The organism is Polaromonas sp. (genome assembly GCF_039930745.1).
In the GTDB taxonomy this organism is placed as follows: domain Bacteria; phylum Pseudomonadota; class Gammaproteobacteria; order Burkholderiales; family Burkholderiaceae_C; genus Polaromonas.
In genome coordinates this window covers 1-20,736 of record NZ_JBDTTH010000075.1, presented here as the reverse complement: position 1 = coordinate 20,736, position 20,736 = coordinate 1, and the positions used below count along the sequence as shown (strand labels likewise).

General features: G+C 65.7%; 11 protein-coding genes and 1 pseudogene. 8 read left to right on the top strand and 4 right to left on the bottom strand.

Annotated elements, in window-relative coordinates; translation table 11 throughout:
* The first annotated feature begins 7 nt into the window (after positions 1-7).
* From ABI660_RS18085 to ABI660_RS18070, 4 genes are all read left to right on the top strand, one after another.
* Positions 8-385: a transposase gene (locus ABI660_RS18085; RefSeq protein WP_348070673.1), complete on the top strand. Its 378-nt coding sequence runs from the start codon at positions 8-10 to the stop codon at positions 383-385.
* A gap of 167 nt (positions 386-552) precedes the next feature.
* Positions 553-909: a hypothetical protein gene (locus ABI660_RS18080; RefSeq protein WP_348070669.1), complete on the top strand. Its 357-nt coding sequence runs from the start codon at positions 553-555 to the stop codon at positions 907-909.
* Between the two features lie 152 nt (positions 910-1,061).
* Entirely contained in the window at positions 1,062-1,211 is a 150-nt protein-coding gene (locus ABI660_RS18075; protein ID WP_348070667.1) for a hypothetical protein, read from the top strand.
* 284 nt (positions 1,212-1,495) lie between these two features.
* Entirely contained in the window at positions 1,496-1,969 is a 474-nt protein-coding gene (locus ABI660_RS18070) for a group II truncated hemoglobin (RefSeq protein ID WP_348070665.1), read from the top strand.
* Between the two features lie 224 nt (positions 1,970-2,193).
* On the opposite strand, the gene ABI660_RS18065 is transcribed toward ABI660_RS18070, so the two are convergent.
* From ABI660_RS18065 to ppc, 3 genes are all read right to left on the bottom strand, one after another.
* Positions 2,194-10,359 carry a glucoamylase family protein gene (locus ABI660_RS18065; RefSeq protein WP_348070663.1) on the bottom strand — a complete coding sequence of 2,722 codons (8,166 nt, stop codon included), beginning with the start codon at positions 10,357-10,359 and terminating at the stop codon, positions 2,194-2,196.
* A gap of 4 nt (positions 10,360-10,363) precedes the next feature.
* On the bottom strand, positions 10,364-10,594 hold the full coding sequence (locus tag ABI660_RS18060) for a hypothetical protein (protein ID WP_348070661.1): 231 nt from the start codon (positions 10,592-10,594) through the stop codon (positions 10,364-10,366).
* 168 nt (positions 10,595-10,762) lie between these two features.
* Entirely contained in the window at positions 10,763-13,633 is a 2,871-nt protein-coding gene (gene ppc, locus ABI660_RS18055; RefSeq protein WP_348070659.1) for a phosphoenolpyruvate carboxylase, read from the bottom strand.
* Positions 13,634-13,712: 79 nt separating this feature from the next.
* Between ppc and hemC the strand changes: the two genes are divergently transcribed.
* From hemC to ABI660_RS18035, 4 genes are read left to right on the top strand one after another with little or no spacing between them, the layout of a single operon-like run.
* Positions 13,713-14,684, top strand: a complete 972-nt coding sequence (gene hemC / locus ABI660_RS18050; RefSeq protein ID WP_348070657.1) for a hydroxymethylbilane synthase — start codon at positions 13,713-13,715, stop codon at positions 14,682-14,684.
* An 11-nt stretch (positions 14,685-14,695) separates the two neighbouring features.
* Entirely contained in the window at positions 14,696-15,517 is an 822-nt protein-coding gene (locus ABI660_RS18045; protein ID WP_348070655.1) for a uroporphyrinogen-III synthase, read from the top strand.
* 26 nt (positions 15,518-15,543) lie between these two features.
* Positions 15,544-16,626: a uroporphyrinogen-III C-methyltransferase gene (locus tag ABI660_RS18040; RefSeq protein WP_348070671.1), complete on the top strand. Its 1,083-nt coding sequence runs from the start codon at positions 15,544-15,546 to the stop codon at positions 16,624-16,626.
* A 14-nt stretch (positions 16,627-16,640) separates the two neighbouring features.
* A complete protein-coding gene (locus tag ABI660_RS18035; RefSeq protein WP_348070653.1) occupies positions 16,641-17,930 on the top strand; it encodes a heme biosynthesis HemY N-terminal domain-containing protein in 1,290 nt (429 codons plus the stop codon).
* 871 nt (positions 17,931-18,801) lie between these two features.
* Here ABI660_RS18035 and ABI660_RS18030 read toward each other — a convergent pair.
* Positions 18,802-20,736 (bottom strand): annotated as a pseudogene (locus tag ABI660_RS18030) (ribonuclease E/G); the annotation flags it as partial.

Below are 20,736 nucleotides of genomic sequence, written 5' to 3'. Positions count from 1 at the left end.
GACGGGCCTGCACTACCAGAGGTACACGGCCAAAGCAGCGGACTGCAACGCCTGCCGCCTCAGCGGCAAATGTCTCAGAGGCCCGATCGCGCCCAACGATGGGCGGGGTCGACAGATCAGCCGCTTTGTACGCAACATCCGACACCCAGTGACCCCCGGTGACCGAATGCGCCACGCTATCGATTCCCCCAGGGGCAGGCAGCTGTATAGCCAGCGCATTGGCACAGTGGAGCCGGTGTTTGGCAACATCCGGCACAACAAGCGGTTGACCCGCCTGAACCACCGGGGACGCGTCAAGGTCAACACGCAGTGGAACCTGTACTGCATGGTGCACAACATCGAGAAGCTGGCCAAGACGAGCCTGGGGCAGCAGAGGGGCAGATAAGGCACATCAAGGGCAAGAGGCTGTCCATTGAGGCTAAAAATGGGAGAAATTGCGGCACACTTCGGGCATGAGAGCTCAGATCTTGAACACCAACCCGAGAAACGTGCAAAGCCAAATTGGGGTGCGCGGAAAACGGGTTTATTTACAGCCTCGTTAAGTCTCATAGCATGTGTAGCCTGCTCAGTCTGTTCTACGTGGCCTTGATCGTTACCCTTGCGGGTGGTGGTCTTGCGGCCGCCCTCTGCGAAGGGCGGTTCGCTAGACGCTTGTCGGAAAAACATCCCGAGACATGGCGCGAGATTACGGCGCGGAAGATTTTCTTCAACGGCGGCGACCAAGATGGCGCGGCTACGATCCGCTATCTGTGGTCTCGGCGGTACAGGTCTCTGGGAGATGTCACGCTGAACTCCATCGCCAATCGCGGCTTTGTCGCCGTGACCATCGTCCTACTGGCTTTGGTGGGGTGGCTGCTGATTCAGGCCGCCGCCCCACAGGTCTCCTTGCTGGCTTGTTTTCGTCGCTGATCATGAGACTTAACATGTCAATCGACACGGACCCACAACTGCAGGCTGCGGCTCCGCCGCTCATGTTGGTGGTCCGGTCATCTTTACGTTGAGGCTGTAAATAAACCTCTGGCACGGCGCTTGCGATACCTCTGATCAAGGAGATCGCGACCATGGCCCGCTACAAACCCCAAGACCGCAACAGCTTGCTGCTGCCCGTGGTGTTATTTGAGCAAATCCTTCCCGGCATCGATCTTGTTGCGCTTGACGTAGGCCCGTACGTACTGGGCGGGAAAAAGCCGCACCAATGCCCAGACCCTTGAGCCAGGGGGCCCAGTGGTGGGCCGAGCTGCAGGTTTCATGATGACCAGGCCCATCTGCCGGTTGGCAAACCAGCGCTCGAACTAGGTACCTCAGGCGCTGGGTTTCAACGACGTGCCAGGATGCGGCCACAGCGAGCTGAAGCACAGACCTTGCAAGATCGGCGGCAACGGTAGTAGCATTCACGTCGGCTTCCTTTCGTTTGATGAATACATGATCTACACGTCAATGAAGACCGGTATGCGAATGTCGCGCAGAAGTTTGGCCTCGCAAACACACACTCACCATGGCACCCTCTATCCCACCCACCTTGTACGACTGGCTCGGCGGCATTGATGCGCTCAAACGCTTGACCACCCGCTTTTACGAGCGGGTGCCAGAAGACGATACCTTGAAGCCTGTCTTTGAGCATATGGGAGCGGATCACCCCGCTCACGTAGCTGCTTTCCTTGCGGAAGTGCTGGGCGGTCCCCAAGATTATTCGGCAAAGCATGGCGGTCACCCTGAGATGATTCGTCATCATTTGAATCGTCATCTCACGAATGAACAACGCAAGGCATGGTTGCGGCTCCTGCTCGACACCGCAGATGAGCTCAAGCTGCCTGACGACCCGGAGTTCAGGTCAGCGCTTGTAGCTTATCTTGAGTGGGGCACCCGTTTGGCTGTCATCAATTCACAGCCCGGCGCAGCGGTGGACGTGAACGCACCCATGCCGAAGTGGGGCTGGGGCGAAGTGAAAGGTCCGTATTTGCCTGATTAGCACTGCGCCACGCGCGAGGCCTGACCCTTCGTAGGTGGACTTCCCCACAAGCGCAAGAAAACTGACCGATTCCACTCAAAGCGCGGCCTGGTCTGATGCCGCTTTATCCGCATGGCTCACTTCAGGGTAGCCACTGGCTACCCGCCCGAATTTATGAACAAAAAGTGGCTGCAACCCTTATTCCACGGGCGCAAGCAGCTATAAATTATGTAGCATATGGATGTTCAGGGTGGGGCTTGCACCAGCAGTTGCGCTTGTTCCGGTAGCTCGTCCAGCCTGACGACTTCGCCCGGTACCAGCACGCGGTCTGGCTTGAAGTCTTCGCCCGCCGCCACCTCGGCACGCCGCCAGCGGATAGCCACTACGCGTCCTTCGAGCCGCAGCGTGATGTCAAATGCCGGCCAGTGCGCGGGCACGCGCGGCGTCAGCGACAGCTCGCCTCGCCGCACTGAGAGGCCCAGCAGGGTTTCGAGTGCGGCGCGGTGCAGCCAGGCGGCCGAGCCGGTGTACCAGCTCCAGCCGCCACGGCCGGCGTAAGGAGGCGCGCTGTAGACGTCGCCGGCCAGCACATAAGGTTCGATCTCATAGGCCGGGCCGCGCGTGGGGTGCGTGCTGCGGTGCGCCGGGCTGATGGCTTCGAAGCTTTGCCAGGCACCTTCGGTGTCGCCGCTGATTGCCTGCGCCATCATGGCCCAGACGGCTGCGTGCGAATACTGGCCGCCGTTCTCGCGCACACCAGGCGGGTAGGCCTGAATATAGCCCGGGTTGTTGGCCGAGTGCTGCAGCGGCGGGTCCAGCAGGCGCAACAGACCGGCGTCTTCGTCGATCAGTTGCTGCTTCAGGGCCTGCATGGCGGGGGCTGTGAAAGCCGGGGTGGAGGCACCTGACAGTACAGCCCAGGCCTGGGCTATCAGGTCGATGCGGCATTCCGCATTGGCGCTGGAACCCAGCGGATCGCCGTTGTCGAAAAAGGCGCGGCGGAACCAGGCGCCGTCCCAGCCGGCGTCGTGCAGCGCGGCTATCCAGCCCTGGCGTGCGGCCAGCCATTGGTCCGCGCGGCCGGTGTCGCCCCGGGCCTGGGCCAGGGGCGCAAAGTTGTGTACCACCGCGCACAGGAACCAGCCCAGCCAGACCGATTCGCCCTTGCCTTCGTGGCCGACGCGGTTCATGCCATCGTTCCAGTCGCCGGTGCCCATCAGCGGCAGGCCGTGCGCGCCCACCGCCAGGCTGCGGTCAATGGCGCGTGCGCAATGTTCGTACACGCTGGCCTTCAGCGTGCTGGTTTGCGGCGGGTAGTAGGCGTCTTCGGCGCCTTCCGGAATCGCCGGGCCATCGAGGAAGGCCACCGATTCATCGAGCAGGGTGGCGTCGCCGGTGACGTCAACATAGTGCGCACAGGCATAGGGCAGCCAGAGCAGGTCATCGGAAAAATGCGTGCGCACGCCTTCTCCGCCCGGGGCGTGCCACCAGTGCTGCACGTCGCCCTCGGGGAATTGGCGTGAGGCGTTCAGCACAATTTGTGCGCGCAGGCGCGCCGGGTCCAGCAGGCCCAAAGCCATCGCGTCCTGCAGCTGGTCGCGAAAACCGGAGGCGCCGCCGGCTTGGTAGAAGCCGGCCTTGGACCAGAGCCGGCAGACGACAGTCTGGTACATCAGCCAGTGATTCACCAGCGCATCGAACAGCGGGTCGAGTGTGCTGACCCGCACCTTGCCCAGCAGCCCGGACCACCAGCCTTGTACCTCCGCAAGCACCTGGGCCGTATCGCGTTGTGCCCACTGCCGCGCCAACCGCTCGGCGCCAGCGCCGTCGGCCGCATGACCGAGGATGAAGCTGAAGGCCACGCCTTCCCCGTCATTCAGTTCGAACTCGCTCGAAATAGCTGCACAAGGGTCCAGCGCTGCGCCGCTGCGCCTTCCCAATGTGGCTGGCAGTACCAACTGGCCCAGCGGGTCGAAGAATTCGCTGCGGTCGCAAGTCCATTGCGTGCCACCTGCTGCGCCGGCCAGTGCCAGAAATGCCGTGCTGCCGCCATAGCCGTCGCGGCTTTCGCGCTGCTGGGCAAACAGGGCCACCCGCTCGGCGCCGTTCCAGCTGTGTAGGGTGCGCCTGCGGCCCCTGGCTTCACCCATCTGCCACTCCACCATGGCGACGGCGCGAAGACGGCGCCGCCTTGTGCCTTCCAGCCGGAGACGAACCTGAACCACCTTGACAGCGTCTTTCAGGTCGGCGAAGAAAGTGGTCTCCAACTGCAAGGCGGCCTGTCTGCCTTCAAACACCGTGTAGCCCTGCCCATGGCGCACGCGCCAGGCGCTGTCGGGGGCGGCCAGCAGCGAAGGGGTCAAGGGGAACACCTCGCCGCTGTCCAGGTCTTGCAGCAGCCAGTGTTCAAAAGCGGGGTCGCGCACGGGGTCGTTGGACCAGGTTGTGACCTGGTGCAGGCGGCTGTTGCCCGCCCAGGTGTAGCCGCTGCCGATTTCTGACACCTGAAAGCCGAACTCCGGGTTGCCGATCACGTTGATCCACGGCTTGGGCAGCCGCTGCCCAGCCTTGAGCCCAAAGCGGAATTCGCCGCTTTCTGCATCAAAGACACCAGGTTCGGGGCGTTCAGAGCGCTCAGGAAGATGGGAGGCGTAACCGGTCAATGCGGTGCGCGTGAGATGGGTGGGTTTGTGCGGCGACCAGTCTTCGCGCATGGCAGCCACCTGCACTTCCAGTGGCCTGCCGTCGGCGCTGAACACCACACGTGCCAGGCCAGTGAGGGCGGCTTTTTCACTGGCGACCATTTCCTGCTCGCGCAGCAGGAAAAAACCGGGCGCCGAGCTGGCCGCTTCGTCACGCCTGAAGCTGTGCTGCACGGCGTGCAGCAGCCGGTCGCGTAGCGCAAGGATATCGCGCTGCAGCGGCATCAGGTAGGAGTTGGCTTCGCTGTTGAGCACCACCACGTCAACACCCAGGCCGCCGAACGCCCACCACGGCTGGGCGCGCAATAGTGCATGCACCAGTGGCACGCCGCTGTGCGAGTGAATGCGCAGCAGGACGATGGGCTTGTCGCCGGAAATGCCAAAGCGCCAGAGCTGGCGCTGGTCCAGCGGCGTGCGCTCGGCCGGTCGTGCCACGTTGTACATCAGCGCCGTGCTCAGGTCCTGCAGGGCCAGGTTTTCTTCGGGCGTCAGGGCCAGGTCGCGCAGCCGCACCTGGGCCAGTGTTGCGGCCATGCGGGTGGCACGCTCCACGTGCATGGGCTGCATGTATTTGTCGATGCGCGCCGCGAGTTCGTCCGTGTTTTCGGCTGCCGTGGTGGCAAAGCTCAACCGCGCGATGGCGCCAGGCGCCAGGCGCAGCTTTACGCGCAGGCTGGCGACAGGGTCCAGCCCGGTGATCGGGTTGCCCGCAGCATCAGCCGGTTGGCTGCCAAGCAGGGGATGCTGCACCGGCTGATGGCGCCCTGCAAACACCCGGCGGTCGGCAATGCCTTCCACCGACACCAGGTCTGCGTCGGCTTCTGCCAGAAAATGCGCAACCGCCATTTGCGGTTCGCCATGCAGGCGTGGCAGGCGGGTGAGCATGAGGGCGCGCCACTCCGGCTCCCAGCGAGTTTGCACAAAGAGGTTGGAAAACGCCGGGTGCGCTTCGTCGGCCCGCGGGTCGGCCAGCACCGCCTCAAAGCAGGACACCAGCTCCAGTACCTGTTCGCTGCGGCCCGTGTTGTGCAGCACCACGGTGCGCAGCTCGGTGTCGTCCTCGGGGCTGACCAGCACAGTGATGATGGAGCTCAGGTTGTCGCCTTGCGCGTCGAACTGCACACGGTCGGCCATGAAGCGCGCCTGGTAGCGCCAGCCCGCTCCTGCAGCGGGACGTGAGGTGAGTGAGTTCACCCGTTGCACGCCATCCGCATCAATGCGGGCAAGGTAGAAGAAACTGCCGTAACCGTCGCGCAGCATGTCGTCGCGCCAGCGCGTCACATTGCGGCCGCGCCAGCGGCTCAGGCCGGCGCCATTGGCGCGCAGGGCTACGTTGTAATGCCCGTTCGAGAGCAACTGAGTGGGTTTCCAGCCGGCACCGAGCGGATTCACTTCACGCGACTGGAACACCGGCTCTGGAATATAACCACCGGGTTCGGGTGGCAACCGCGGGTCGGCGCTCTGCACGATCTGGCGCGGCGTGCTTTCATGCAGCAGCGCTTCATGGGCCCGCACCATCGGGTCAGCGCAGAACCAGCGCCGTGGTGCGTGGTGGCAGAGCACGTTGCACAGCGCAGCCAGCGCCATGCCCTGGTGATGGGCCATATACGCCTCCACGATGCTGAAGGCCTTCGCGTCGGCTGCCTCCGGCTGGCGCGAGATGGTGAAGTCCAGCGCTTCAAAAAAGCCCAGTTCTCCGCGGGCACCCATCTGTTCAAGCCGTTGCAGGTTGTGCGTGGCGGCGGATGGGTCGAACATTGTGGCCAGCTGGGTGGCATACGGCGCCACCACCCGGTCGGTCGGCGGCGTGCGCCGCAGCGCCAGGCGAGGCACGCCGAAGGGCGAGTACTGAAAGGCCAGCGAATGGTCCTGCGCGAAATAGGCTGATTCGGACACGCCCCAGGGCAGTTGCTGCGCGGCGCCGTACGCCTGCTGTTCGGCCACGGCCGCGTGTGCCACCGCGTGAAGCAGGCCGCGCCGGGGCTCGTGCATCAACAGCGAGGGCATCAGGTACTCGAACATCGAGCCCGACCAGGACTTCAGCCCGGGCGCCACGCCGACCGACAGAAAAGGCCGGCCCAGCGCGGCCCAGTGCCGGCGCGGAACATCGCCTTTGGCAACGGCCAGGAAGCTGGTCAACCGGGACTCGGACGCCAGCAGGTCGTAGTAACTTGCATCCAGCGCGTGCTCCTGCACGCGCAGGCCAATATGGAACAGGTGGCGCTTGCTGTCGTAGAGGCCGCGAAAGTCCATGGCGGCATACATGGCCTGGCAACGGCCGGCCAGCCGCAGCAGGGCCGCCTGCGCCGGCTCGCCTTCGGCGCCGTCCTGCGCAAGAGCGGTGCAGGCCTGGGCCACGGCCAGCAGCAGCCCGGCCAGGTTGCCGCTGTCGACGACCGAGACATACGGTGGCTGCAGGACTTCCAGCGTGCGCGTGTCGTACCAGTTGAGCAGATGGCCATCATGTTTGGCCAGCCGGTCCATGCTACCGAGCGAAGCCTCCAGCCGTCCAATGACTTCGGATGTGCCTATCCAGCGGAATTCGCGCGCGCAGCAGACGGCCAGCAGGTACAAGCCGATATTGGTTGGCGAGGTGCGGTGCGCCGGCGTGGGTTCGGGCACCAGCTGCAGGTTGTCGGGCGGCAGGTGGTTGTCTTCGGCACCGACGGATTGCTCAAAAAAGCGCCAGGTATCGCGCGCCAGGATGTGCAGGTATTGGCGGTCGCTGTCCTGCAGCCGGTGTACCGGGCCGGCGGGACGGGGCCGGCTGGCCCACCAGGCAGCCAGTGGCGACACAGCCCAGAAAAGGAAGAGCGCAGGGCCCGCCATCGGATACGGACTCCACAGCGCGGCCACCGCCAGCGCCGCGCAAAACAGTGAAACGGCAGCGTGCTGGCGCACAAAGGCCGTGAGCTCGCCCTGTGCGGCCGCCTGGGCCTGAGCGGCGGTGGTCCACTCGAGCAGCCCGCGGCGGCTGACGGCCAGGCGCCAGAGCGAACGCAGCACGGCATCGAGCAGCAAGGCGGCCTGCGCCGGAAGCTGGCTGAACTGCCAGGCACCGCCGCACAGGGCGCGCAGCAATTCCCTTTGGCCCACATGGAAGAAATGGCGCCAGGCAATGCCCCTGCGGGTTGGCACCAGGCCGGCCAGCGCGCCGAGCACGGGCCCGGACAGCAAGGCGGCGAAAGCCACAATCAGGACGGTGGCCAGTGGCAGCACCCCGCTGAACACGGCGCAGACCAGCAGGCCGAAGGTGGCGGGCATAACCAGCGAGCGGCGCAGGTTGTCGGCCATCTTCCACAGCCCCAGCCCATCGATGCCGAAGTGCCCGGCGTGCAGCATGAGGGGCAGGAGCTGCCAGTCGCCGCGTGTCCAGCGGTGCGTGCGCGCAGCGGCCACGCCGGCGTGGTGCGGCTGGTCTTCCACCAGCGCCACGTCGCTGACAAAGCCGCAGCGTGCGATGCTGCCTTCCAGCAGGTCGTGGCTGAGGACCGTGTCCTTGGGCAGGCGCGCGTCGAGCACGGCATGCACGGCCTCAACATGCAGCAGGCCCTTTCCGGCGAAGCTGCCGCTGCCGAACAGGTCCTGGTACACCTCGGAAGCGCCGCTGCTGTAAGGGTCGATGCCGCATTGGCCGGCAAACATCCAGTGGAAGGGCGTCCGTTCGGCTGGCCCGGGCAGGGGCGTGACCACGCGCGGCTGCAGGATGCCGTAGCCGGCCACCACGCGGCGGGAAGCGGCGTCGAGCTGGGGTGCGTTCAGCGGGTGCGCCGCCACGGCCACCAAGTCGCACAGCGCGCCGGGCGGTAGGCCGGTATCGCTGTCCAGCGTGACCACGTAGCGTATGCCGGGGGCCAGTTGCAGGCCGGGCGCCAGCGGCACAAAGCCGTCCATGCGGCCGGTGACCAGCGTGCGCAGCAGTTGTTCAAGCTTGCCGCGTTTGCGCTCCCAGCCCAGCCATTGCTGCTGGGTTTCGCACCAGGCGCGGGGGCGGTGGATCAGCAGGAAATGCGGCGCAGCCCCGGCTGGTACGGGGTAGCGGACATTCAGTGCAGCCATGTGCGCGAGGGCTTCCTCGAGCAGCGCCGCGTCGCCGGCCAGGCTTTCGGCGGGCGCGTCGACCCAATCGGTGAGCAGGGCAAATTGCGCCTCGCTTTCCCGGTTGGCCAGCCAGTGCAGCTCCAGCCGGTTGGCGAGTTCGCGGATGGAGCTTGTAGAGGTCAGCAGCGTGGGCAGCACGACCAGCACGCGGTGTTCCGGTGGAATCCCGCCGGCAAAGTCCAGGCGCGGCAGGAAGCGGATCTTCAGCGACTCCGCGATCAGGCGGTTGACCAGGGCCGAAGCGGCTTCGGAGGCGGGCCAGGCCAGCAGGAACAGCGCGAGGGCGGCCAGCCCGCCCTGCAGCTCCATGCGCTGCGCGGCCGCCAGCACCATGAGCATGGTGCCCACGGCGATAGGCGCGATGTAAAGCGGCAGCCGCCAGTTCCGCACGCCCGCGCGGGATTTCCCGCTGCGCGCCGGCATGCCCAGGGCGGCCTCCAGCGCGGCCCGGCCTGCTCCGAGCAGGTAAAAACTGACAGTGCGTTGTGCCGCGCTGGCGGGCGCAGCTTGCGGCACAGCCCTCGCCTGGGCCACCACGGCCTCGGCCACTTTACGCTCGGAGTAGTGGCTGAGCCGCGCCAGGCGTTCCATGGACTGGGTGATCTGCTGGCGCGTGAGTTCGCTTTCCATCGAAAAGCTGGGCAACTGCCGAAGCACGCGCAGCGACCGGCTCACCGGCTCGACCAGCTCCACCCAATCTACCTGGCCGATCAGGCGCAGCGTGGTGATGATGTTGCCGACGGTGAGGTTGGCCGCCACCTGGGCTGTCTGGCTTTCGAGCATCAGCGCCGGACCGTCCGGGCAGTGCCGCTCCGTCCACAGCACCAGCGAGGGCAGGGTGTCCAGCCGCTCGGTGGGCATGCGCTGCCAGAGCTGCGTGAGGTAGTTGCGCGCCAGGCCGCGCTGCTTCATCAGGGCATAAATGGCGTCGAGGTCGGCATCGCCCAGCTTGTCCACGCAGTCCCAGACCGCGTGCGCCACTTCCCGCGCCACCTTGCTTTGCGCGATGCTGTCGGCCATGCGGCGCAGGTTGTCCAGCAGCACCACACGCAAGGTGGTGGGCAGCGCCCAGAGTTCGCTCAGGCGCAGTTCGTCCACTTCCTGGTAGGCATTGAGAAAAGCGCTGAACAGCTCCGGGTTGAGCACGCTGTCGGTGTGGGCCACGTAGGCCCAGGCGATGCCATACACGCGCGGCAGCCCCTCCAGCGGCGCGGCCGCCAGCTTGGGCAGGCTGGCGTAGTAGCGGCGCGGCACACCTTCGCGGATCTGCTGCAACTGGGCTTCGACCAGGTGAAAGTTGTCCAGCAGCCATTCGGCGGCGGGCGTGACGTAGTGGCCGCTGCGGGACGTCAGCGCGACATAGTCATAGGCCTGGCGCAGTGCAACGAGGTTGTCCTCCACGCGCGGGAAAAAGGAAGCACCGCGTCGCGACCGGTCGTCGTCCTGCACGGTCTGCGCCTGCGCCAGGCTGCGGCCGTGCTCCTCGAAACGGTGAATGCCGAAAAGTTCGGCGCGTATGGGGGGTTCTGCTTCCGTCCGCCGGGACAGGAGGATGTGTCGGGCGTGGGAGGTTAGCGCCTGCAGCCGGTCCAGGACCGCGGCATCCACCCTTTCAGACCAGGACCAGCAGGCCCAGGCCGCAGCAAGCGAAAAGGGCGCCGGTGGTCACAATGCGCCGTGAGCTCATGGCCTGCAGGGAATCGAGCGCGGCCCGCAGCGCGAAAAAGCGGCCGCGTGAGCGCTCGCAGTCATTCATGTGGGAGGCGAGGGCCAAAAAATCACTGCTGACGAGTTCCTGGCTGGCGGAAATGCGGCGGACAGCCTCGGCGGTTGACGTGGACATGGTTCTGGCTCCAGGGGTGGTTCACCGGCATCGCCATCGGCGGTGCATTCGGCGTTAAGACCATCCTAGGGTTCTCCCGCGCCCGCTGCCATCAGATTCCACTGGTAGATATGTAGGAGAAAGCCCATAGCGCGCTTCCCCGGGGCGGCGGAGCCGCTTGGCGTGGCCTCAGCCGGTATTGCGCAGGCCGGCGGCGATGCCGTTGATCGAGATGTGGATACCGCGCTGGACCCGATCGTCCGCCTTGCCTTCCCGGTAGCGGCGCACCAGTTCTACCTGCAGATGGTGCAGCGGGTCAATGTAAGGAAAGCGGTGCCGGATGGAGCGCTGCAGCGCCGGGTTGTTGGCCAGGCGCTGCCTCTCGCCGGTGATCAGCGTCAGTGCTTCCGCCGTGCGGTGCCACTCGACCTCGATGGCGCTGAAAATCTTCTTGCGCAGCCTGGCGTCGCCGACCAGTTCGGCGTAACGAGAGGCCAGTGCCAGATCGCTTTTGGCGAGCACCATGTCCATGTTGCTGAGCAGGGTACGGAAAAACGGCCACTGCTTGTTCATCTTTTGCAGCAGGGCCAGGGCGTCCTTGCGGCTGGCCGGCGTGCCACCGTGGTTGAGGAATTGTTCGATAGCGGCGCCAAAGCCGTACCAGCCCGGCAGGGTCAGGCGGCACTGGCCCCAGCTGAAACCCCAGGGAATCGCGCGCAGGTCTTCGATTTTCTGCGAGGCCTTGCGCGACGCGGGACGTGATCCGATGTTGAGTTCAGCGATCTCACGGATCGGTGTGGCGCTGAAAAAATATTCGGTGAAGCCCGGGGTGTCGTACACCAGGGCGCGGTAGGCCGCCATGCTGGCCTGCGAGAGCTGGTCGGCGGCCTGCAGAAAGGCCTTGGTGGCTGGCTTGGTGGGCTGCAGCAAAGTGGCTTCCAGCGTGGCGGCGACCAGGGTTTCCAGGTTGCGCCGGCCGATTTCCGGGTTGGCGTATTTGGAGCCGATGACCTCGCCCTGCTCGGTCAGCCGGATCTGCCCGCGCACTGTGCCCGGGGGCTGCGCCAGGATGGCCTGGTAGCTTGGGCCGCCGCCGCGCCCCACCGTGCCGCCGCGGCCGTGGAACATTCTCAATTGAATATTGTGCGAGTTGGCGAGCTGGTCGAACAACTCGACCAGCGCGATCTCGGCGCGGTAGAGCTCCCAGTTGCTGGTGAAGATGCCGCCGTCCTTGTTGCTGTCCGAGTAGCCCAGCATGATGTCCTGCTCAGCGCCGCTGCGCTGCACAAGTTTGGCCACACCGGGCAGTGCGTAAAACTCCCGCATGATGGGCGCGGCATTGCGCAGGTCTTCAATGGTTTCGAACAGCGGCACGACGATCAGGTCATGCGTGGCCTGGCTGTCCAGGGTGCCGTGCATCAGCCCGACTTCTTTTTGCAGCAGCAGCACTTCCAGCAGGTCGCTTACTGCTTCGGTGTGGCTGATGATGTAGTGGCGTATGGCTTCCTTGCCGAAGCGTGCACGTGCGGTGCGCGCGGCTTCAAAAATCGCCAGCTCGCCCGTGGCGTGCGCCGAGTAGTCGGTGCCGATCACGCGCAGCGGCCGGGCGTCGTTGAGTAGCCTGAGCAGCAGTTCGCGCTTGGCCATCTCGTCGAGTGCAGCGTACTTCGCTTCAACCCGCGCCACGGCGAGCAGCTCGGCGACAACCTCCTCGTGTTTGTCCGAACTCTGGCGCAGGTCCACCGTGGCCAGGTGAAAGCCGAACACTTCCACCGCGCGTATCAGCGGGTGCAGGCGCTGGGCGACCAGCGCAGCACCGTGGTTGCTCTGCAGCGAGGTTTCGATGGTGCGCAGGTCGGCCAGGAAATCTTCCGAGGCCAGGTAGGCGTTTTGCGGCGCGACCGCGTGGCGCGCGGCATCGCCGCCGGTCAGGTCCTTGAGTGTGGCGGCCAGCCGCGCATACACGCCGGTCAGTGCGCGGCGGTAGGGCTCGTCGAGCCGGTGTTCGTTGGTGTCGGGCGAGCTCTCGGCCAGGTCCCGCATCTCGGGCGTGAAATCCACCAGCATGGCCGACAGCGAGAGCTCGCCGCCCAGGTAGTGCACCTCGGTCAGGTAGTGGCGCAGCGCCACTTCAGCCTGGCGGCGCAGGGCGTAGTTCAGCGTGTCGGCGCTGACGTTGGGGTTGCCATCGCGGTCACCGCCAATCCACTGGCCCATGCGCAAAAAGCTGTGCACCGGGTGGCTGCCCAGCGCCTGCTCCAGCTCGGCGTAGAGCTTGGGAATTTCGCGCAGGAAGGTGGACTCGTAATAACTGAGTGCGTTTTCAATCTCGTCGGCCACCGTGAGCTTGGTAAAACGCAGCAGCCTCGTCTGCCAGAGCTGCATCACGCGCGCGCGCAACTGGGCCTCGTTGGCGGCCAGTTCGCGCGGAGTCAGCGCGTCTTTGGTTGCATTCACGGCCGAGGCGCGCGCCTTGGTTTCGTCGCGTGCGGTCAGCAACTGGGCAATGTCGCGTTCGGCGTCGAGAATACTTTTGCGCTGTACCTCGGTCGGGTGCGCCGTGAGCACCGGCGAGACAAAGCTGTGCGCCAACGTGTTTGCTATTGTTTTGGGCGCTATTCCCGCCCAGCGCAGGCGGGCGAGTGCCACTTCGATGCTGCCTTCCTGGGTGTCGCCGGCGCGCTCATGAACGGCGCGGCGCCGGATGTGGTGCCGGTCTTCGGCCAGGTTGGCCAGGTGGCTGAAGTAGGTGAAGGCGCGGATCACGCTGACGGTCTGGTCGCCCGACAGGCCCTTGAGCAGTTTTTTCAGCGCCTTGTCGGCCTCATGGTCGGCGTCGCGCCGGAAGGCCACCGAGAATTTGCGCACCTGCTCGATCAGCTCGTAGGCGGCCACGCCTTCCTGCTCGCGAATCACGTCGCCGAGGATGCGGCCCAGCAGTCGGATGTCCTCGACCAGCGGGCGCTCATTATCGCGGGCCCGGGCGCGCGGGCGGCTTGCGTCCTCCGCGGGTTTCGCGGAGGATTCTTTGGGGGTTTTTGCGCGCGCCGTCGTCACCATGGCTTACCTTTGTTGGCTCTTGTTTTGCAGTGCAGCATGCTAGCATCCAGAACCTTCCCCAGATACAGACAGGTTACGAGTGAGCGCAGATTTTTCTCCTTCTCCCCGCATCGTCATTGCCACGCGCGAGAGCCGGCTGGCGATGTGGCAGGCCGAACATGTCAAGGCGCTGCTGGAGAGCCGGCTTGGCTGGCAGGTGGAACTGCTGGGCATGACCACGCTGGGCGACCAGATCCTGGACCGCTCGCTGAGCAAGGTCGGCGGCAAGGGCCTGTTTGTCAAGGAACTGGAAGTGGCGCTCAGCGAAGGGCGTGCTGACCTTGCTGTGCATTCGCTCAAAGACGTGCCCATGGACTTGCCGGCCGGCTTTGCGCTGGCCTGCGTGCTGGAGCGCGAAGACCCGCGCGATGCGCTGGTGTCGAATCATTTTTCGTCGCTGGACGAACTGCCGCCCGGTGCCGTGGTGGGTACCTCCAGCCTGCGCAGGCTGGTGCTGCTCAAAGCGCTGCGCCCCGACCTGAAGATAGAGCCGTTGCGCGGCAACCTCGACACACGCCTGCGCAAGCTCGATGAAGGCAAATACCAGGCGATTGTGCTGGCTGCCGCAGGCCTGAAACGCCTCGGCCTGGCTTCGCGCATCCGCTGCGCCTTCGAGCCAGCGCAGATGTTGCCTGCAGCCGGGCAGGGCGCGCTGGGCATCGAGGTGCGCGCCGACCGGCCTGAGCTGCTGGCCGCGCTGGCCACGCTGGCGCACCAGCCGACCTGGCTGGCGGTGACAGCCGAACGCACGGTGTCGCGCGCCATGGGCGGCAGCTGCTCGATGCCGCTGGCTGCTTTTGTCCGTGAAGCGCAAAGCGCTGAGATGCGCCTGGAGGCCGCCTGGGGCGAACCCGGCCCGGACGGGCAGGGTGTGGCCGGCCAACCGCTGGTGCGCGCCGAACATCGCGCACCGGTGCGCAACTTTGCCGATGCCGAAGCCCTGGGCGAACGCGTGGCGGCGTCGCTGCGTGCCGGCGGTGCGGTCTGGGCCAGCAACCCCGCCACATCCTGAGCGCCGCGAGCTTGACTCCTGTGCCTGTCATCGTCACCCGGCCCGCCCGTGATGCGGATCGCTGGGTGCAGGCCCTGCAGGCGCGTGGGCTGCGGGCCGAGGCCTTGCCGCTGATCGAGATTGCAGCCCTGCCGGCGTCGCAGGCCCTGTCGCAGGCATGGCGCGATATCATCGCGTATGCCGCATTGATGTTTGTCAGCGGCAACGCGGTGGAAGGGTTTTTTGCATCAGATCAGGCCTTAGCCCTTATACAGCGGGCGCAAACGGCTACTGATTCCATAGCAGATTCAATAGCAGACGAAGCCCCGCGCTTTCTCGCACCCGGGCCGGGCACGGTGGCTGCGCTGCAGCATGCGGGGGTGCCGGAAGCGCTGATCGATGCCCCGGCCGCGGACGCCGGGCAGTTTGACTCTGAAGCCTTGTGGGCGGTGGCCGGCCAGCGTGACTGGCAGGGCCGGCGTGTGCTGATCGTGCGCGGGCAAAGCGCCGGCGCGGAAGCCGCGGCCAGCGCCGGACGCGACTGGCTGGCGCAGCAGCTGGGAGCCGCCGGTGCAAGTGTTGATGCCGTGGCGGTGTACGAGCGGCGCGCGCCGGTGTTCACGACCCAGCAACTGCAGCGTGTCGGGAAAGCGGCAGGCGATGGGTCCATCTGGCTGTTGAGCAGTTCCGAGGCCCTGGCGAACCTGCCCGCCGGCGGCTGGTCGCAGGCGCGCGCTGTCGCCACCCATCCGCGCATAGCCGAGGCGGCACGTGCCGCCGGCTGGGGTGTTGTTGTGCAGTCACGCCCGGCGCTCGAGGACATTGTGGCCTCGATAGAATCAATGCAACCATGAGCGACAGCGAACCCCAGATCAACCCCATGACCGCGCCGGTGGCCGATTTCTCGGCCCCTTCCGCCGTATCTGGTGCGGGCATACCGCGCCGCTGGATGCTGCTGATTGCGCTGGTGGCCGTGGCCGGTCTGCTGCTGAGCATCCTGCTGTGGCAAAAGCTCAGCAACATCCAGGAAGAGCTGGCACGCCGCAGCACGGACGCGACGGCGCAATCCATCGAAGCGCGTACCCTGGCTCGCCAGGCCCAGGAATCCGCGCGTGAACTGACGGCCCGTCTGGCGATTCTCGAAACCCGGCTCAGCGAAGTGAGCCTGCAGCGCACCCAGCTTGAAGAGCTGATGCAAAGCCTGTCGCGCTCACGCGATGAAAACCTGGTGGTTGATGTCGAGTCTGCCCTGCGGCTAGCCCAGCAGCAGGCCCAGCTGACCGGCAGCGCCGAGCCGCTGCTGGCCGCGCTCAAGTCGGCCGACCAGCGGCTTGCGCGCGCCGCGCAGCCGCGCCTCAATCCGCTGCAGCGGGCCATTGCCCGCGATGTCGAGCGCATCAAGGCCACCACGGTGACCGATGTTCCCGGCTTGCTGTTCAAGCTCGATGAACTGACCCGTGCGGTGGACGAGTTGCCGCTGGCTAACGCCATGCAGGCCGGTGGCGCTGCCCGGCCTGCCGCGCCAGCGGCTGCTCCAGCACCGGCTGGCGCCGCTTCTGCCGCCGCGGCCATGGGTTGGCCTGACAGCCTGGCACTCAGGGCCTGGTGGCAGCGCACGTTACAGGGTGTGCTGGATGAAGCCCGCGGCCTGCTGCGCGTGAGCCGCATCGACCAGCCCGACGCCGCGCTGCTGGCGCCCGAGCAGGCATTTTTCCTGCGTGAAAACCTCAAGCTCAAGCTGCTCAATGCCAGGTTGGGGTTGCTGTCGCGGCAGACGGCCAGCGCCCGTTCCGACCTGGTGAGCGCCGGCGTCATGCTGGGCAAATATTTTGATCCGGCAGCGCGCAGGACGCAGGCGGCCACCTTGCTGCTGCAGCAGCTGCAAAGCCAGATGAAGTCCAGCGAACTGCCACGCCTGGACGAAACCCTGGCGGCGCTGTCCACGGCGGCTGCAGGCCGCTAGGCGACAGGAAATACATGCGCAGCGCTTTCTGGCTCCTGGCTCTCTTTGGCATTGCGGTGGCGGTGGCGCTGGTGGCCGGCAACAACCAGGCCGTGGTCACGCTGTTCTGGCCGCCGCACCGCGTCGATATTTCTTTCAACCTGCTGGTGCTGCTGCTGGCCGGCCTGTTTACTTTGCTGTATGTGGCGCTGCGCGCGGCGTCGGCGGTGTTTTCTCTGCCCGCCGAAGCCAGACGATGGCGCGCCCAGCAAAAGGAAAGGGCCATGTACGCCGCTTTCATGGATGCGCTGTCGCACCTGATGGCCGGCCGTTTCATTCGCGCAATCAAGCTGGCGCAAAACGCCATCATCCAGGAAAAAAGCCTGAGCCAGCTGGCCCGCACTTCCAGTGATGTCGGTGGCTACAGCGCAGCCCGGGCCACCCAGCTGCGCCTGCTTGCCCACTTGTTGACGGCTGAAAGCGCCCAGGCGCTGCAGAACCGAAGCCTGCGCGAAGAACATTTGCGGCAGGCGCTAGAAAGCAGCACGCACCGCATTGCCCAGGAAACCCGCGAAGGTGTGCAATTGCGTGCCGCGCGCTGGGCGCTGGACGACCGCGACCCGGCCGCGGCGCTGGAGCTGCTCAACCAGTTGCCGCAGGGCGCCGCACGGCGCACCCTGGCGTTGCGCACCAAGCTGCGCGCCACCCGCCAGGCCCGGCAGACTTCGCAGGCGCTGGAGACGGCGCGTCTGCTGGCCAAGCACCGCGCGTTTTCGCCGCCAGCAGCGCAAAGCATCGTGCGCGGGCTGGCACTCGAACTGCTCGGCGGCGCGCACGACCCGACGCAACTACAAGCCGCATGGCAGTCGCTGGACGCTAGCGAACGCGCCATGCCCGAACTGGTGATTCACGCCGCCTCGCGCCTGATGGCCCTGCACGGCGATGCCGATCTCGCCCGCAGCTGGTTGCTGCAGGTCTGGGAGCCGGTCATGCAGCCGCGCTCTGAAGTCAGTGACACGCAACGCATCAAATTGATCCAGGTGCTCGAACAAGGCCTGGACTCCATCGACGCCGCCTGGCTGGCGCGCATCGAGACCGCACAGCAGCAGCGACCGCGCGATGCGAACCTGCAATACCTTGCAGGCATGACCTGCCTGAAGCGCCAGCTCTGGGGCAAGGCCCAGCAACTGCTGTCACAAGCCTCGCTGGCCCTGCAGGATGGCACGCTGCACCGCAATGCCTGGCGTGCGCTGGCTATGCTGGCTGAGCAGCGGGGGGATGATGCGGCGGCGGCGCAGGCTTACCGGCGGGCGGCGGAAGTCTGAGTTTTTCCCTGGCCCGCTGCGGGCCTCGGGGAGATGGTCTGCTGGTAAATCTCTTTTTCTTTTGTCATCCCGGACTTGATTCGGGATCCATGCGGGCAATCCTCCAAGGCTGCACCTTCCGCCGTTCGGGCTGAGCTTGTCGAAGGATCGAAGCCTGTGCAAGCTTGTGAGGCTGTGGTTCCTCCTGCAAGCCGGGGGTTGCCCGGCGGCAACTCACTTTTCTTTGTCTCGCCAAAGAAAAGTAAGCAAAAGAAAGGCGACCCTGCTGTCTGCGACCCCCTTCGCTAGCGCTACGGGGGCAACCTGCGGTGCTCGGTCCAGCCGGGGCCGGGCTCGAACTCGCTGCGCTCAGACAATCGCCCGTCCTTATCCGGCTGGACCTCCGCTCCTCGGCGCATACAGAAGGGGAGTGGGAACGAATTCGGGGCCGGAGTCGGGTACGCAATCGGGCTCCGGCGAGGACGCGCTTTGCGCGTCCTCGCCTCCCCGTATCCGCATTCCTTTCCCCCACCCGTCGGGCTGGGCCGAGGAGCGCAGCCGAAAATGGATCTGGGCGAGCGATTGTCTGAGCGAAGCGAGTTCGAGCTCGACCCCATTTTCGGCGAGCACCGCAGGTTGCCCGTAGCGAAGCGTAGGGACCCAGACCATCGGGTCGCCTTTCTTTTCCTTAGGTTTCTTTGGCGAAGCAAAGAAAAGTAAGTCGCCCGCCGGGGCGAGACCCGGCTTGCTGGCAAACCACATGAAGCCGAGGCTTGTGATGGCGTGACCGGGTTGCGCCGTGAGCACCAACGCACACCTCCCATACAGACAAAAAAAGGCAGCCCGAAAGCTGCCTTTGATCTGAAGTGCGAGTCGGCACAAACGGCAGGGACTACTCCGCGCGTTCACCCGTAGCCGACGCAGCAGGCTGCTCAAACGGCAAGGTCATGTCACGCAGGTCGCGTTTGGTTTCGACCAGTACCAGCGGGCCGCTGTCCAGCTGCGGAGCCGGTGGACGTGCGCGTGGAACATGAATCGGCTTCGGCTCGGCGGCCATGGCGGCTTGCACTTCGGCGATCTTGCCGGCGTCGGAGTTGACCCACTGCAGGCCGGAAGAGCTGGCCACCTGGGCCAGGTCTTGCAGCGGCAATTCGTAGGATTGGACCTTGGGCAATACACGCGCTGCGGGCGCAGCAACAGCTGCGGGAGCCGCAGGCACAACAATGGCGGGTGCTGCGGCAACAGGTGCCGGTGCGGCAGCCGCCATGACGGGTGCTGGCGTAGCAGTTGCTACCAATTCAGGAGCTGCCTGCGCATGTCCTTCAAGGGCTACAGCCTGATTTGATTCAAAACTTTCAACGGATGCCGAGGCATTGCCTTCAACCTGACCGTCGACCGGCTGGTCGCCGCGCTGCTCACCACGTTCGCGGCGGTCGCGGCCATAGCGGTCGCGGCTGCGGCGTTCACGCGGCTGGCGGTCCTGGCCTTCTTCCTGTCCGTCAGGCCGTGCCTGGATGTCGGTGGAGGAGGCCGGCACGACCGGGTTGCCGGCTTCGTCGGGACCGGCCACGACAGCGGGATGGGCTGCATCAAAGCTGTCGGCCTGCGCGCCCGCGGCCGGTGCGGTGCTTTCATCACGGCGCTCGTTGCGGCGGCCATTGCCACGCTCGCCGCGGTCACTGCGCTGCTCGCCGCGCTCGCCACGTTCACGGCGGCCCTGGCCTTCAGCGCGCGGCTGGCGCTCGCCGTCCTGCGACTGGCGTTCCTGGCGCTGTGGCGCGTCGCCTTCGTTCATGGCCGCAGCCATGGCGGCCTGGTTGGCCAGCGCGAGATCCTGCTCGATGGGGTCACGGGCCGGACGGTCGCCGCGCTCAGCGCGATCACCACCGCGTTCGCCGCGTCCACGGCGGCTGCGTTCACCACGCTCGCCGCGGCCTTCATTGCCGCCCTGGCCTTCAGGACGCTCCGCGCGTTCCGGGCGGGCTTCGTTATTGCGGCCCTCGCCGCGTGCTTCACCGACAGGGCGCTCCTGACGGACACCTTCGGCGCGGCCATCGGCATTGCGTTCACGGCGTTCACCGCCGCGGCCTTCACTACGTTCGCCACGTTCACCGCGCTGGTCCGGACGGCCTTCGGCACGCCCCTCACCGCCGCGGCCTTCGCTGCGGCCGCCACGGCCACCGCGGCGGCCATCACGGCCTCCGCGTTCACCGCGCTCGCTGCGTTCACCACGTTCGCCGCGTTGTTCGTCACGCCGGCCTTCGCCGCGTTCTTCTTTTTTGGCTTCCCGGGCCGGCGCTGCGGCGGCAGGTGCTGTTTCTGCGCCTACAAAAAATTCCTTAAGTTTTGCAAAGAAACTTTTTTCAGCAGGGGCTGCTGCAACGGGGCGTGCAGGCCGGGCTGCAGCGGCGGGTGCTGCCACCGGGGTTGGCTTGGGTACAGCAATGGGCGCAGGTGCGTCAGGCAACACGCCTTTGATCACGGGTTCCTGCTTGTTGTGTTTTTCCTGGCTGCGGCGCGTGACCGTGGTCGGGTCTTCCATCTCGTCGGCCATTTTGTAGCTGGCTTCGATGTTGTCCAGGCGCGGGTCGTCGTGTTTCAGGCGCTCGAGCTTGTAGTTCGGTGTTTCCAGGGTCTTGTTGGGCACCAGTAGCACGTTGATGCGCTGCTTCATCTCGATCTTGGCGATCTCGGAACGTTTTTCGTTGAGCAGGAAAGACGCCACATCGACCGGGACCTGACACAACACCGAAGCCGTGCTGTCTTTCAGCGACTCTTCCTGGATGATGCGCAGGATTTGCAGCGCCGAGCTTTCGGTGTCGCGGAT